This is a genomic window from Bacillus sp. N6, assembly GCF_052805735.1.
In genome coordinates this window covers 4,116,696-4,130,452 of sequence record NZ_CM127843.1, presented here as the reverse complement: position 1 = coordinate 4,130,452, position 13,757 = coordinate 4,116,696, and the positions used below count along the sequence as shown (strand labels likewise).

Below are 13,757 nucleotides of genomic sequence, written 5' to 3'. Positions count from 1 at the left end.
TTTCTTATTTTCTTTATGAAATTTTTCAATTTGTAAAATTAGACAGAAGAAAAAACAGCCTTTTGAAGGGCTGTTAAAAATTTGATTTTTTATATAGTAATTTATATAAAATAAAAAATAAGATAGCAATTAAAGCATTTTGCCAGAAGTTTAGATGATAAATGAGATAAGGTTGCTTTTGGAAATAAATATTTAAGAATACAGCGGAACAAAATGGAGTAGCAAATGCGAATCCAAATAGAATTCTTCTTTTCCAATTCATTTTCTGATCAAAGGAGTAACGCTTTAATAAATATAAAAGAAATAGTATACCTAGTATAATTATTGAAACAGACAAAGTAGTTCCAAGGATGCTAAAAGGCGGACTTGATAATGTATTGTTTTTTTTAAATAGAAACATAAAAAATGAAATAATTGCATTTATGCCAAATTGTATAGCAAGAAGTAAGCTAATAGAAAATCCAATTAAAGAGGTTTTTTCTAACTTTGTTTGAGTTGGTAAAGCTGATATAAGTTCATCGCAATAAGACTGTAAATTATCTCCAAAGATGTCATAAGCGTTTTTATTTTCTGCTTGTGCTTCGATGAGGTGATCTAATATTTCTAGTAACAGTTCCTCCATTTGTTGCTCGGGTACGTTTGATATTCGAAGATATACCAACATATCACCATAAGCAGCCTCGTTTTCGGAAGTTAGAAGCTCACGTTTTTTATTATTCAATTCAATCATGTCTTGTGCATTCATCCCTATCACTCCCCCTGTAATAAGTTATTTACCGTAGTTGAAACCATTCCCCAGCTTTGTTTAAATTCTTCAAGCTGCTCTAATCCTTTATCGGTTACGTGATAATATTTTCGTTTTGGACCGAGTGAGGAGGCTTTTAATGTTCCTTCAATCAATTTTTCTTTTTGCATACGTAACAATAACGGATATATGCTTCCTTCGCTTACGAATGTAAATCCGTGTTTATTTAATTTTGTGCTCAGTTCATATCCGTACACTTCTTCTTGTGAAATGATGTATAGGATGCAACCTTCTAGTACACCTTTTAACATTTGGCTGTGCATGATTTCACCACCTTTTACTCAGGTAACTTGCGTTGCAAGGTAGCTGTTATCCAAATTATAACATTCAGTAACTTGCAACGCAAGTTACTGAAGTGGAAAACTTTAATGCGTGTTAATTTTTTAACGTTTCCCATACTAACGAGAGGGAGGGAAGCACATGAAACCATTTATGCCAAAACTCGTTTACTTTGAACCAAAGGCACTTGAATATCCGCTTGGAAAAGAGCTTTATGAGAAGTTTACGAAGATGGGATTAGAAATTCGTGAAACGACATCACATAATCAAATTAGAAATTTGCCAGGAGAAAATGATTTGCAAAAGTATCGTAATGCAAAGGCTACACTTGTCGTTGGAGTAAGGAAGACGCTAAAGTTTGATACGTCAAAACCGTCAGCTGAATATGCAATTCCGCTCGCAACAGGGTGTATGGGACATTGTCATTATTGCTATTTGCAAACAACACTTGGGAGTAAGCCTTACGTTCGTGTGTATGTGAATCTTGATGAAATATTTGAGAAGGCAAAGCAATATATGGATGAAAGGGCACCTGAAATAACAAGATTTGAAGCAGCGTGTACATCAGACATTGTTGGGATTGATCATTTAACACATGCATTAAAGCGGGCGATTGAATTCATTGGAGAAAGTGAATATGGGCGCTTACGTTTCGTCACGAAATATTCGCACGTTGATCATTTATTAGATGCAAAGCATAATGGGAAAACTCGTTTCAGGTTTAGTATAAATTCACGATATGTAATTAAAAATTTTGAACCAGGAACATCGCCATTTGAGGAGCGAATTGAGGCGGCACGTAAAGTAGCAGGTGCAGGTTATCCACTTGGTTTTATAGTCGCGCCACTTTATATGCATGAAGGATGGGAAGAAGGATATCGTGAACTATTTGAGCGACTGTACAATGCGCTGAAAGATATGACGATACCAAATTTAACGTTTGAATTAATTCAGCATCGTTTTACGAAACCAGCGAAAAAGGTTATTCAAGAGCGTTATCCAAATACGAAGCTTGAAATGGATGAAGAGAAGCGAAAGTATAAATGGGGACGATATGGAATTGGGAAATATGTATATAAAAAAGATGATGCAGAAGTATTGGAGGAAACGATTCGAGGATATATTCATCACTTTTTTCCTGACGCAGAAATTCAATATTTTACATGAAAGGAACTTGTATTTGAATACAGGTTCTTTTCACTTTTGCAGATTTAGGCTCGTTTCCACCTTGTCACGTTATTCTTTCTGGTGTATCATTTTATTGATTGCTTCGTACGGAATAAGCAAAATGAAATTGGATGGAGGAAACCGATGCCTACCCCTAGTATGGAAGATTATATTGAACAAATTTATTTGTTGATTGATGAAAAGGGTTATGCCCGTGTATCTGATATTGCTGAAGCGCTTAGTGTACATCCATCCTCTGTAACAAAAATGGTACAAAAATTAGACAAAGACGAATATCTAATTTATGAAAAATATAGAGGGCTTGTATTAACATCAAAAGGTAAAAAAATCGGGGAACGTCTCGTATATCGACATGAATTGTTAGAACAGTTTATGCGCATTATCGGTGTGGATGAAAGTAAAATTTATAATGATGTAGAAGGAATTGAACATCATTTAAGTTGGGAATCAATTGACCGTATCGGTGATTTAGTACAATACTTTGAACAAGATGAGGTTCGAGTGGAAACACTTCGTGGTGTTCAAAAAGCAAATGAAGAGAAAAGTAATTAAGGGGAACGGATGGCGTTTCCTTTTTTATTTCAATTCGAAAAGGATGGGAGAATTATGAAAGCAATTATTTTTGATTTTGATGGATTAATTGTGGACACAGAAACGATATGGTTTCACTCTTTCAGAGATGCTGTTCGTGAATACGGTGGGGAACTACCTTTAGAGGAATTTGCGAAATGCATTGGAACAACAGATGAGGTACTTTATGCATATTTAAATGATCAATTAAAAGAGAAGTTTAACAAAAGTGTATTAAAAGAAAAAGTGGCAACTTTACATAAAGAGAAAATGAAAATACCAGAAGCTCGTGACGGGGTAAAAGAATATTTAGAAGAAGCGAAAGAAATGGGATTAAAAATCGCACTAGCTTCTAGTTCGTCTAGAGAATGGGTTATTCATTTTTTAGAAGAGCTACAGATTCGAGAATATTTTGAAGTAATTAAAACGAGAGAAGATGTTGAGAAGGTAAAACCAGATCCAGCTCTTTATCGAGTTGCAATAGAAGAATTAGGAATTAAGCCATCTGAAGCTGTTGTATTTGAAGATTCATTAAATGGATTGAGAGCAGCAGTTGCAGCGGGATTAACGTGCGTTGTTGTACCTAATGATGTGACACGGAATTTACCATTTAAAAATCATCATCTTCGAATTGAAAGTATGAGAGAGAAAAGTTTAAAAGAAGTGCTTCAAAGTATAAAAAAAGACCGTATTTCCTAAAAGGAAGCACGGTCTTTCTTTTTACTTTTTTTTCCTTCAATGACAGTTAAATGAGACTGTTTTCTTTTTCGTTTCAAAGTGGAAGAATTCCCTTTTTTACTTTTGTCATTAGAAGTATTTGACTTAAAGAAAGAATTGCCTAGGGGTGCTACATTTTGTTTCCCATGTTTGCGGTTCGATTGTTTTGCCGCACGCTTATATGAGCTTTGCGAATTTGCGGAACCACTGGAATTTGTAAACATCTTGTATAGCAAGTAAAAGATACCGACAACAAGTAACATGTACCCGATATTTCTTAATACACCCATGGGATTTGTAATAACAGATGAAACAAGGCCGAATATTGCCAATCCAATAATAAGCACAAATATAGCGAAAGTAAACGAACGACCGTTCATAAGGGACACCTCCTAAAAACGTATATTAAAATTAGTATATTAACGATGAGGAAAGGAGTTGAACACCATTTTTAAATAATTATTGTTTGTTCTCTAAACGTAATAATTCTTCAAACGATGCAATTGCTACTTCCACTTGGTCATCTGTTGGTTCTTTCGTTGTTAATAGTTGTAGCCATAACCCAGGATATCCAAGTACGCGTAATACGGGAATATCTCTTAATCGATTTGTAAATTGCAATACTTCAAAAGAAATACCAAGTACAACTGGAATTAATAAAATTCGGTTTATAACTCGTGCCCAAAGAGGATCTGTAGGGACTAGGAAATAAACGAACATTCCAATAATGACTGTAAATATAATAAAGCTACTGCCGCATCTATAATGGAGGCGAGTTTGCTTTTGAACGTTTTCTACAGTCAGAGGAAGGTTATTCTCATAAGCATTGATTACCTTATGCTCTGCACCGTGATACTGAAATACCCGCTTAATAAGTGGGGTTAAAGAAATAAAGTATATATAGCTCAATAATAGCATGAGCTTAATGACACTTTCGACAATGATTTGCCCAGTATGAGATGGGAAAATCGGTCTCGTTAATTCAGCTAATAGTGCAGGAACTGCTGTGAAGATGACTTTACCGAATATGAAAGATAAAACGCCAACAGCTGCAACTCCTAATACCATCGTTAATTTTGATTGTTCTTCTTTTTTATTTGCAATTTGTTCATCATCTTCTGGGTGGACGTCAAATCGTTCTGAAGCGAAGTTTAAATGCTTTGCTCCATTCGCACTTGCATCCACAATAGCGGCAATACCTCGTAAAAATGGAATTTTTTTTAGGATAGATAATACTTTATTACGAACGCGTGGTAATCGATAAAATTCAATCGATTTATCTTTACGACGAACCGCTGTAACAGTATATTCTCTACCGCCAAACATAACTCCTTCTATGACCGCTTGCCCGCCATATATTTGTTTTGACTCTTCTGCCATGTTAACACCAACCTGTATTTGTTTCTCTCTTATGTAGAAAAAGAGGCAATTGTCATACTGGGTTCTGTCGTTTTGAAATAAGACAATCACCGAGTTTCCTTTATTTTATCGGCAAATACAAGTAGATGACAAGGGAAAATGTTATGAGAGTCGGACATTTCTTATTCTTTTTATAGACAAATTTCGCAGGATTTAAACATGCTTCAAAATAGTTTCGGGCATACTATTGAGCGGAGGTGTCGATGTGAGTCAAGAACAATTAGGAACAAGGAATTTTGTACAAATCGGTTTGTTTGGTGGAATCTTTTGGGGCGGGATATGGTATTTCCTTCATATATTTTCATTCACGGAGGCGGGACCGAATTATTTCCTTTTACCATTTGCGTTTGGAAGTTGGAAGGAAGGTGTATGGGGGAATGTGTCAGGAATAGTTTGTATGGGACTTCTTTCAATTTTGATTGCCTTTTTGTATAAAGCATTTTTTGCGAAGTTTGAAGGGATTATTGCGGGAATTATTTATGGATTATTTTGGTGGGCATTACTGTTTTTGGGGATGGGTTTAATGGCTCCTGTTATTAAAAGTGCGCTCCATTTACCAAAAGAGACAATTGTAACGACAATATGTATTTTTATATTGTATGGTGTGTTTATAGCATATTCTGTTTCTTACGCAGTAAATAGCAATAAAGTAGAGCAAGAAGGGCGAGAGAAGACGAACTATTCAAATAAGTAACTCCTATGTTAAAATATTGTATAGATATTTAATATTAAGGAGTTTTAAGAATATGAAAAAGTTACTCCTCGTAAACGGTCCTAACCTAAATCGCCTCGGTGTTCGTGAGGTAAATGTATATGGAAAGGGCACGCTAGCGACACTTGAAGCAGATATGAAGCAAGAAGCGGAAACAATGGGAGTGGAGTTAGAATGTTTCCAATCGAATCATGAAGGTGCCATTATCGACATTATTCATGAAGCGGAAGATATATATGAAGGGATCATTTTAAACCCGGGAGCATTTACGCATTATAGCTATGCGATTCGTGATGCCATTGCGAGCATTTCGATTCCTGTTATTGAAGTACATATTTCTAACATTCATCAGCGTGAATCGTTCCGTCACGAATCTGTGACGGCAGCTGTTTGTGCAGGACAAATTGTTGGATTTGGTTTTTATGGCTATAAGTTAGCGTTATTTGCATTAATGGAGAAATTGAGGGAGGCATAAAGTAATGGAGAAAATTGAAAGATTACGAAGTGCATTTGGTGAGGCTGGCATTGACGGTATTTTGTTAACAAATGAACATAGTCGTAGATATATGGCTAACTTCACAGGAACAGCAGGTGTAGTTCTTATTTCAAAAGATCGTGCGCAATTTATTACAGATTTCCGTTACGTCGAGCAGGCAAGTAAACAAGCGGTTGGATATGAGATTGTACAGCACGCAGGATTAATCATTGATGAAGTGGCAAAGCAAGTGAAAGAGCTTGGAATTCAAAAGCTTGGTTTTGAGCAAGATACTCTTACATATAGTTCTTATTCAGCGCATAAGGAAGCGATTGATGCTGAATTTATCCCAACTTCTGGACTTGTAGAAAAGTTACGCTTGATAAAGACTGATTCAGAGATTAAGATATTAAAGGAAGCTGCACAGATTGCAGATGCTGCCTTTGAGCATATTCTATCATTCATTCGCCCGGGAGTATCTGAAATTGAAGTGTCAAATGAACTTGAATTTTTCATGAGAAAACAAGGAGCAACATCTTCTTCGTTTGATATTATCGTTGCTTCAGGTCTTCGTTCGGCATTACCGCACGGCGTGGCATCTGAAAAAGTGATAGAAACAGGAGATTTCGTTACATTAGACTTCGGCGCTTATTACAAAGGATATTGCTCTGATATTACTCGTACGATTGCAGTCGGTGAACCATCTGATAAATTAAAAGAAATTTATAATATCGTTTTAGAAGCACAACTACGTGGTGTGAACGGTATTAAAGCTGGTTTAACAGGTCGCGAGGCTGATGCGCTAACGCGTGATTACATAACGGAAAAAGGATATGGTGAATACTTTGGACACTCTACTGGTCATGGAATAGGTCTTGAAATCCATGAAGCACCAGGTTTAGCGTTCCGTTCTGATACAGTACTTGAACCAGGTATGGCTGTAACAGTAGAACCAGGTATTTATATTCCAGGTATTGGCGGCGTACGTATTGAAGATGATATCATTGTGACAAGTGAAGGTAATGAAGTAATTACGAAATCACCAAAAGAACTTATTATTTTGTAATACACAGGAGGATTTTTTTACATGATTTCAGTAAACGATTTTCGTACAGGTTTAACAATTTCAGTGGACAATGCCCTTTGGCAAGTACTTGATTTCCAACACGTAAAGCCAGGTAAAGGTGCTGCATTCGTTCGTTCTAAACTACGTAACATTCGCACAGGATCTGTTCAGGAGAAAACATTCCGTGCAGGTGAGAAAGTAGAAAAAGCACACATCGAAAACCGTCGTATGCAATACTTATACGCAAGTGGTGAGGCTCACGTATTTATGGATAACGGAACTTATGAGCAAATCGAGCTTGGTGAAAAACAAATCGAGCGCGAGCTTAAATTCCTAAAAGAAAACATGGAAGTAGCAATCATGACTTACCAAGGCGAAGTACTTGGTGTTGAACTTCCAAACACAGTTGAATTACAAGTTACAGAAACAGAGCCTGGTATTAAAGGTGATACTGCTTCTAACGTAACAAAACCAGCTACATTAGAAACTGGTCTTGTTGTACAAGTACCAATCTTCATTAACGAAGGCGAAATGCTTATCATCAACACTGGTGAAGGTAAATACGTTTCTCGTGCATAGTAGAAAAGCACTCGTGATAATTCACGAGTGCTTTTTTTATAGGAAATAGGGTAGATAGTAAATAGCTGTTACAATAAAACTGAAAGCTGTAAGACTAGCAGCACCTACTGTGTAAGGGCTCCATGTCATATGAAAAGGTTTTACTTCACCTGTTTTATATATAGTGTGATCAATGTTGGCATTTTGGTTTATATTTAAAGCAATGAGCCAAATTGTACCGAATATCCCTAAACTACCAAGGAAAAATGTCTCTATAAATGACCAACCGACCAATAAGGAAAAAAGATAAATAAGAGCTAATTCTACTACAACGGTTAAACTAATTTTCAATGTCTTCATATTTTTCCCCCTCATTCTGTAATCTCAACCAGTTTAAAAAATTTTCACGTGACACGACATGCAAAGAGCAAGTTGACTTTACTTCTTTCTCTAGTGCAGCGTATTCGTCTGGAAACTTGTTTTCCACATGCAATGAAATATAAGGTAGTTTTTCTTGTGCTTTTAACGAGCGGGTATTATTCGTTTTAGCACCAGCAAATACGTAGGAAAGTTGTAAGTCTAAAAAGGCGATTTTAAAGATTTCTTTTTTAGCAGCCTCGTTATAGCCTTTTCCCCAGTACGGATAGCCGAGCCAACTACCAATGTGAGATTGCTTCTTCTCATCATTAATATGTTTAAGTGTGGTGAGGCCAATTATTTCATTCTCTTCATTCACAATCATTCTCGATAAGGATTTCTTTTGATGTTCTTCTTCTATTGCGAAAAGAAGAAATGCTTTTGTGTCTTCGATGTTTTCTACCGTTATCCCTAATGCATTTTTTATATGTGGATCACTTGATAGCTCGAAAATCACATTTGTATAGCGTAAATCGAGTGGTAATAAAGTAACGTGCTGCATGGTTTATACCCCTTTTAAACTAAATGTACCATAATATACCATAAAATAATATGAATATTCAGATTCTAATTCGGGCTTTAGAGAAAAATTATGTTTTTACTTCTGAAATAGACAACCTCTGCATATGGTTGTACAAATATATTCTTTTTAAGAATACGAAGTTAGTAACTGTTACGGGAGAAGGTGGAAGAATGAAACAGTGGCTAGCGGCAATGGAAACATCCGTGCTTGTTATGGGAGCACTTCGATTATTTTCAGGTAGTGCGGAGATATTTGCTGCTTTGCTTATGCTTTATGTGAATGATGCGAAGAAAGCGTTGTTTATAAATGGTATGTTAGCGTTTGTTGGACCTACCGTATTAATTTTAACAATGACAATTGGGATAGCGAGTGTAGCAAGTGAAATTTCTTTCTTGAAGCTCTTTTTTCTAGCGCTTGGAATTTGCTGTATTTTTATCGCATTACTGAAATAGTAAGTCGAGTATAGTGAGGAGAAGCCGATGAAAGAGGTATTAGAAGTTTTACCAAAAACGATGAAGTATTTAATTGAAGAATGTAAGCAATACGATGCTTTAGAGGAAATTCGTGTTCGAATTGGAAGACCGCTAGAGTGTATTGCACACGGAAAGGTGTTTTTTTATGACTATATCACTACTGCAGAGGATGCTATTTACTTACTGAATAAGTTAAGTCAATTCTCAATTTATACGATGGAAGAGGAATTAAAACGTGGGTATGTGACACTTCGCGGGGGGCATAGAATCGGATTAGCGGGAAAAGTCATTACAGAAAAAAGCGCAGTGAAAATGATTCGTGATGTCTCTTCCTTTAATATTCGTATTGCTCGTCAAAAAATAGGGATTGCTGAACCGCTTTTGCCATATTTGTATGAAAAAAGATGGTTAAACACGATGGTAATTGGCCCTCCGCAAACGGGAAAAACGACACTTTTAAGAGATGTAGCTCGTTGCATGAGTCAAGGAGTAAGTGCTTCGGAAATTCCTTCTTGTAAAGTGGGGATCGTTGATGAACGGTCAGAAATTGCTGGCTGTGTGAAAGGGATCCCGCAATATGATTTTGGTACCCGAGTCGATGTGTTAGACGCGTGTCCAAAGGCAGAAGGAATGATGATGATGATTCGTTCTATGAGTCCTGATATTTTGATCGTAGATGAAATTGGCCGTAAAGAAGATAGTGAAGCAATTATGGAGGCAGTGCATGCAGGTGTTCAGCTTTTTATAAGTGCACACGGATTTTCCTATGAGGATGTTGTGAGACGTCCATCGCTAAAGGCAGTGCTAGAGCTTGGTATATTTGATAGGTTTGTGGAGTTGTCAAAAGCGAGGGGTCCAGGAACGGTTATGCAGGTGAAAGATAAATATGGAAAACCAGTGCTATCAAGTAGAAAGGCTGAGGGCGTATGGTGAAAATATTCGGTGCAGTGTTAATCGTTGCGGTCAGCACCTTTTTCGGGTTTTCATACGCTAAAAGATATAGTGAGAGGCCGAGGCAACTTAGATTATTAAAATCAGCACTTCAATCATTAGAAGCAGAAATTATGTATGGACACACACCTTTATCTGAGGCTGCCGAGCGTTTAGTTAAACAAATGCCAAAGCCATTAAATTGGATATTTCAAAGTTTCGCCAGAAGACTACAAAGCGGGGAACAAACAGTAAGAGAAGCGTGGATAGATAGTTTGAAAGAGAACTGGAAGTTAACCGCATTTCAACAAACTGAGTATGAAATACTGCAGCAATTTGGTGAAACGCTCGGGCAACATGATCGTGAATCACAACAAAAACATATTCGCTTATGTATTACACATTTGGAGAGAGAAGAAGGAGAAGCGAAAGCACTACAACTGCAATACGAAAAAATGATTAAGAGCTTAGGGGTACTAGCAGGGCTACTTATTGTAATTTTACTGCTATAGGGGGGAGAAAGGCGATGTCCATTGATGTTGGATTAATATTTCAAATCGCCGGAATCGGCATTGTTTTAGCTTTCATTCATACTGTACTAAAAGAATTAAAGCGGGAGGATATTGCAAATTGGGTTATCCTTGTCGGTTTTGTCGTCATTTTATTTCATGTTGCATTTTTAATTAACACGCTATTTGACAAGATTAAAAGTGTCTTTCTCTTCCAGTAAAGGAGGCGGTTCGAATCGAAATTATACAAATTGTCGGATTAGGCCTCGTTGCTACGTTTTTAGCTGCTGTTTTGAATCAGCATAAATCTAGTATTACATCTTTATTTATTGTGTTCGTAGGTAGCGTGATGTTTCTTTTTTTAATCGATCAAATTCATTCTATTTTACAAATGATTGAGAGAGTAGCAAGTGAAGCGAAAGTTAGTAACGTCTACGTGGAAACGTTACTAAAGATTATTGGAATTGCTTATATTGCTGAGTTTGGAGCCCAAATTACAAAAGATGCTGGTCAAGGTGCCATCGCTTCGAAAATTGAACTTGCTGGGAAAATCTTAATTCTCGTTATGGCGATTCCTATTTTGACGGTTGTAATTGAAACTATTCTCGGATTTTTACCGACGGGATAAGGGGGAGTGAATGTTGAGGAGGTTTGGAGCTAAGCTGCTATTTGCTTGCTTCCTTTTCTTTTCTTTACCGGTTGTTGTACAAGCTTCTCCTGTAGAAACAAACGTCGTTGATCAACAATTGGATAAGCTCGGAATTGAAGATGTGAAGCAATTTTGGGACGGGCTTGTTACAAAATATGGAGGCTATTTGCCAGAGAGTCAAAAAGGGAGCTTTATGGAGTTTGTAAAGGGAGAAAAAGAATTCTCTCTAAAAGAGTGGATGATAGGGTTATTAAAATATTTATTTCATGAGCTTGCTGCTAATGGAAAACTGCTTGGCACACTTATTATGCTCACAATCTTTAGTGCATTGTTGCAATCACTGCAATCCGCTTTTTCAAAAAGTAGCGTAAGTAAAATTGCTGATGCTGTTGTGTATATGGTACTTATTATTTTTGCTTTAAATAGTTTTTATGTCGTTATGACATATGCAAGAGAAACGATACAAACAATGGTAGATTTCATATTAGCGTTATTGCCAATTTTGCTGGCGCTTATAGCAACTGGGGGCGGGGTTGTATCTGTATCATTTTTTCATCCGGTTATCATTTTCTTAATGAATACGAGTGGGCTTCTTATGAATTATATCGTTCTACCACTTTTATTACTGGCAACGATATTAAGTATTGTAAGTACAATGAGTGATCAATATAAAGTGACGAAATTATCCAAGCTTCTGCAAAACGTTAGCGTAGGGATTATCGGTGTCTTTTTAACAATTTTTTTAGGAGTATTATCTGTACAAGGGACAGCAACAGCTGTTGCTGATGGAATAGCTGTGAAAACTGCTAAATTTGTAACAGGAAACTTCATTCCAGTAGTTGGAAGGATGTTTACAGAAGCGGCAGATACTGTTATTAGCGCATCAGGATTATTGAAAAACACAGTCGGAATTATTGGGCTCGTCATTTTATGCTTAATTGTTGCTTTTCCAGCGATTCAAATTTTCTGTATTGCATTTATTTATAAATTCGCAGCAGCAGTATTGCAACCGGTTGGCGGCGGAGTAATTATTCAATGTTTAGACATTATTGGACGAAGCATCATTTACGTATTTGCTTGCTTAGCTATCGTATCATTTATGTTCTTTTTAAGTATTACAATTATTATTGCTGCGGGGAATATTACACTTATGATGCGGTAGGAGGTGAAGAGTATGCAATTTGTTACAGAGTGGATCAGAAATATTATCGTTTTTTTGCTCTTAGCAACAATGCTTCATCTTATTCTTCCAAATTCGAATTTGCAAAAATACGTTAAATTCGTTGTAAGTCTTTTGTTAGTCGTATTAATTTTAACGCCCCTTTTTAAACTATTGCAGACAGATGTAAATGAAGTAATTGCAAATTTTAATGAAGAAAAGTACGTAGCAGAAGGATCTGTAAAAAATTCAATAGATTCGAAGAAAAAAGAAATACAAGCTCTAACACGTGCATATAGTTTAGAAGAGATGGCTACCAAAATGAAAAAAGAAGTAGGAAAAGAGTTTGAGAAAAAGTATGGTATGACTGTCTCTGAAATACAAATAGTCGCAGCAGAAAATACAGAAGAAGTAAAGTCAGCGAAAGATATTCAATCTGTTGTTGTGACGTTGAAAGAAAAAGAACGTAGTAAAAATGATGCAATCGAAACAGTAAAGCCAATTGAAATTAACACGAAAGAGCCTCCAAAAAAAGTGGAAGAAACGAATGTAGAAATGAAAGATTTCTTTTCAAGCAGGTGGCAACTAGAGGGTAAACAAATCCAAGTTCAAATGGAAGGGAGGACAGGTAGAGTAAATGGACAATAAAGATAAAAATTCGAAGTTCTCATTTTTTCGAAACTTATTGAATGGGGATCAAAAAGAAAGCAACGAGAAGGGTAAAAAGGTAACACCTAAGTTTTTACTTGTCCTACTCATACTTGGAATTTTGCTTATGTTTTCTAGTAGTCTCTTTTCAAGTAAAAAAGAAGAAGTACCTGTATTTAAAGAACAAAAAACTCAAAATCAAGAAAAAGACGTACCAACTTTCGGACAAAAAAGTAATGATAGTATGTCAAATGTAGAAAAATATGAAAAAGCGTATGAACAAGAATTAAAAACTGCTTTAGAAGAAATAGCAGGAGTAAAAGACGTAACGATTAAAGTGAATTTAGATTCATCTGAAGAAAAAATTTTAGAAAAAAATACAGTGAAACGCTCACAAACAACAGGTGAAACAGATAAAACAGGCGGTAAGAGAGAAGTAGAGGACGAGTCTCTTGATGAAAAGACTGTCATTATACGTGAAGGGGATAAAGAAACTCCTGTTGTTTTACGAACAGAGAAGCCGAAAGTACGTGGTGTTCTTGTCGTAGCAAAGGGAGTGGATAATATACAAGTTAAAGCAATGGTAAAAGAAGCTGTGATAAGGCTGCTAGATGTACCGGCCCATCGCGTTTCAGTTTCACCGAAAAATTGATAGGGAGG

General features: G+C 36.3%; 21 protein-coding genes. 15 read left to right on the top strand and 6 right to left on the bottom strand.

The features are described 5' to 3' along the window. Nucleotides 1-73: 73 nt before the first annotated feature. Together ACUXVC_RS21195 and ACUXVC_RS21190 are read right to left on the bottom strand one after the other, a co-directional pair. Nucleotides 74-745 carry a DUF1129 family protein gene (locus ACUXVC_RS21195; RefSeq protein ID WP_144465066.1) on the bottom strand — a complete coding sequence of 224 codons (672 nt, stop codon included), beginning with the start codon at nucleotides 743-745 and terminating at the stop codon, nucleotides 74-76. Nucleotides 746-750: 5 nt separating this feature from the next. Next, entirely contained in the window at nucleotides 751-1,068 is a 318-nt protein-coding gene (locus ACUXVC_RS21190) for a PadR family transcriptional regulator (RefSeq protein WP_000556083.1), read from the bottom strand. A gap of 157 nt (nucleotides 1,069-1,225) precedes the next feature. Here ACUXVC_RS21190 and splB point away from each other — a divergent pair, with 157 nt between their 5' ends. From splB to ACUXVC_RS21175, 3 genes are all read left to right on the top strand, one after another. Then, nucleotides 1,226-2,251, top strand: a complete 1,026-nt coding sequence (gene splB, locus ACUXVC_RS21185; RefSeq protein ID WP_065485176.1) for a spore photoproduct lyase — start codon at nucleotides 1,226-1,228, stop codon at nucleotides 2,249-2,251. 144 nt (nucleotides 2,252-2,395) lie between these two features. Then, nucleotides 2,396-2,824, top strand: coding sequence for a transcriptional regulator MntR (gene mntR / locus ACUXVC_RS21180; protein WP_001143080.1), 429 nt, complete (start codon nucleotides 2,396-2,398; stop codon nucleotides 2,822-2,824). A gap of 54 nt (nucleotides 2,825-2,878) precedes the next feature. After that, nucleotides 2,879-3,541: an HAD family hydrolase gene (locus ACUXVC_RS21175; RefSeq protein ID WP_053565474.1), complete on the top strand. Its 663-nt coding sequence runs from the start codon at nucleotides 2,879-2,881 to the stop codon at nucleotides 3,539-3,541. Here ACUXVC_RS21175 and ACUXVC_RS21170 read toward each other — a convergent pair. Together ACUXVC_RS21170 and ACUXVC_RS21165 are read right to left on the bottom strand one after the other, a co-directional pair. After that, nucleotides 3,538-3,939, bottom strand: coding sequence for an SA1362 family protein (locus ACUXVC_RS21170; protein ID WP_001014463.1), 402 nt, complete (start codon nucleotides 3,937-3,939; stop codon nucleotides 3,538-3,540). The genes ACUXVC_RS21175 and ACUXVC_RS21170 overlap by 4 nt on opposite strands. Before the next feature lie 79 nt (nucleotides 3,940-4,018). Further along, the gene (locus ACUXVC_RS21165; protein WP_000807120.1) at nucleotides 4,019-4,939 is read right to left on the bottom strand and encodes a DUF1385 domain-containing protein; all 921 of its coding nucleotides are present in this window, start codon (nucleotides 4,937-4,939) and stop codon (nucleotides 4,019-4,021) included. 244 nt (nucleotides 4,940-5,183) lie between these two features. Here ACUXVC_RS21165 and ACUXVC_RS21160 point away from each other — a divergent pair, with 244 nt between their 5' ends. Genes ACUXVC_RS21160 through efp form a run of 4 tightly spaced genes read left to right on the top strand, consistent with a single transcriptional unit; the run spans nucleotide 5,184 to nucleotide 7,810 of the window. Then, complete coding sequence (locus ACUXVC_RS21160; protein WP_000076886.1) at nucleotides 5,184-5,672, top strand: YqhR family membrane protein; 489 nt, start codon at nucleotides 5,184-5,186, stop codon at nucleotides 5,670-5,672. A gap of 52 nt (nucleotides 5,673-5,724) precedes the next feature. Further along, nucleotides 5,725-6,165 (top strand): type II 3-dehydroquinate dehydratase, encoded by a 441-nt coding sequence (gene aroQ / locus ACUXVC_RS21155; RefSeq protein ID WP_000735140.1) that lies wholly within the window; start codon nucleotides 5,725-5,727, stop codon nucleotides 6,163-6,165. Nucleotides 6,166-6,169: 4 nt separating this feature from the next. Then, complete coding sequence (gene pepQ / locus ACUXVC_RS21150) at nucleotides 6,170-7,231, top strand: Xaa-Pro dipeptidase (protein WP_000411057.1); 1,062 nt, start codon at nucleotides 6,170-6,172, stop codon at nucleotides 7,229-7,231. Nucleotides 7,232-7,252: 21 nt separating this feature from the next. Then, nucleotides 7,253-7,810, top strand: coding sequence for an elongation factor P (gene efp, locus ACUXVC_RS21145; RefSeq protein WP_000626513.1), 558 nt, complete (start codon nucleotides 7,253-7,255; stop codon nucleotides 7,808-7,810). Nucleotides 7,811-7,846: 36 nt separating this feature from the next. On the opposite strand, the gene ACUXVC_RS21140 is transcribed toward efp, so the two are convergent. Both ACUXVC_RS21140 and ACUXVC_RS21135 read right to left on the bottom strand, forming a co-directional pair. Next, nucleotides 7,847-8,149 carry a hypothetical protein gene (locus ACUXVC_RS21140; RefSeq protein WP_144465065.1) on the bottom strand — a complete coding sequence of 101 codons (303 nt, stop codon included), beginning with the start codon at nucleotides 8,147-8,149 and terminating at the stop codon, nucleotides 7,847-7,849. After that, the gene (locus ACUXVC_RS21135; protein WP_023522996.1) at nucleotides 8,130-8,708 is read right to left on the bottom strand and encodes a GNAT family N-acetyltransferase; all 579 of its coding nucleotides are present in this window, start codon (nucleotides 8,706-8,708) and stop codon (nucleotides 8,130-8,132) included. Before ACUXVC_RS21135 ends, ACUXVC_RS21140 begins: the two co-directional genes overlap by 20 nt. 191 nt (nucleotides 8,709-8,899) lie before the next feature. Between ACUXVC_RS21135 and ACUXVC_RS21130 the strand changes: the two genes are divergently transcribed. The 8 genes from ACUXVC_RS21130 to spoIIIAG are packed head-to-tail and all read left to right on the top strand — an operon-like array spanning nucleotide 8,900 to nucleotide 13,749. Beyond that, a complete protein-coding gene (locus tag ACUXVC_RS21130) occupies nucleotides 8,900-9,181 on the top strand; it encodes a YqhV family protein (RefSeq protein WP_000816050.1) in 282 nt (93 codons plus the stop codon). 27 nt (nucleotides 9,182-9,208) lie between these two features. Beyond that, nucleotides 9,209-10,135, top strand: coding sequence for a stage III sporulation protein AA (gene spoIIIAA / locus ACUXVC_RS21125; RefSeq protein WP_000665907.1), 927 nt, complete (start codon nucleotides 9,209-9,211; stop codon nucleotides 10,133-10,135). Next, nucleotides 10,129-10,644 carry a stage III sporulation protein SpoIIIAB gene (gene spoIIIAB / locus ACUXVC_RS21120; protein ID WP_000238703.1) on the top strand — a complete coding sequence of 172 codons (516 nt, stop codon included), beginning with the start codon at nucleotides 10,129-10,131 and terminating at the stop codon, nucleotides 10,642-10,644. The genes spoIIIAA and spoIIIAB overlap by 7 nt, the downstream gene beginning before the upstream one ends. A 14-nt stretch (nucleotides 10,645-10,658) precedes the next feature. Further along, a complete protein-coding gene (gene spoIIIAC / locus ACUXVC_RS21115) occupies nucleotides 10,659-10,862 on the top strand; it encodes a stage III sporulation protein AC (RefSeq protein ID WP_000020914.1) in 204 nt (67 codons plus the stop codon). A gap of 23 nt (nucleotides 10,863-10,885) precedes the next feature. Continuing rightward, complete coding sequence (gene spoIIIAD, locus ACUXVC_RS21110; protein ID WP_144465064.1) at nucleotides 10,886-11,269, top strand: stage III sporulation protein AD; 384 nt, start codon at nucleotides 10,886-10,888, stop codon at nucleotides 11,267-11,269. Nucleotides 11,270-11,279: 10 nt separating this feature from the next. Then, the gene (gene spoIIIAE, locus ACUXVC_RS21105) at nucleotides 11,280-12,452 is read left to right on the top strand and encodes a stage III sporulation protein AE (RefSeq protein WP_144465063.1); all 1,173 of its coding nucleotides are present in this window, start codon (nucleotides 11,280-11,282) and stop codon (nucleotides 12,450-12,452) included. A gap of 12 nt (nucleotides 12,453-12,464) precedes the next feature. Next, nucleotides 12,465-13,097 carry a stage III sporulation protein AF gene (gene spoIIIAF, locus ACUXVC_RS21100; protein ID WP_001161037.1) on the top strand — a complete coding sequence of 211 codons (633 nt, stop codon included), beginning with the start codon at nucleotides 12,465-12,467 and terminating at the stop codon, nucleotides 13,095-13,097. Further along, entirely contained in the window at nucleotides 13,087-13,749 is a 663-nt protein-coding gene (gene spoIIIAG / locus ACUXVC_RS21095; protein ID WP_000368890.1) for a stage III sporulation protein AG, read from the top strand. The genes spoIIIAF and spoIIIAG overlap by 11 nt, the downstream gene beginning before the upstream one ends. Nucleotides 13,750-13,757 lie beyond the last annotated feature (8 nt).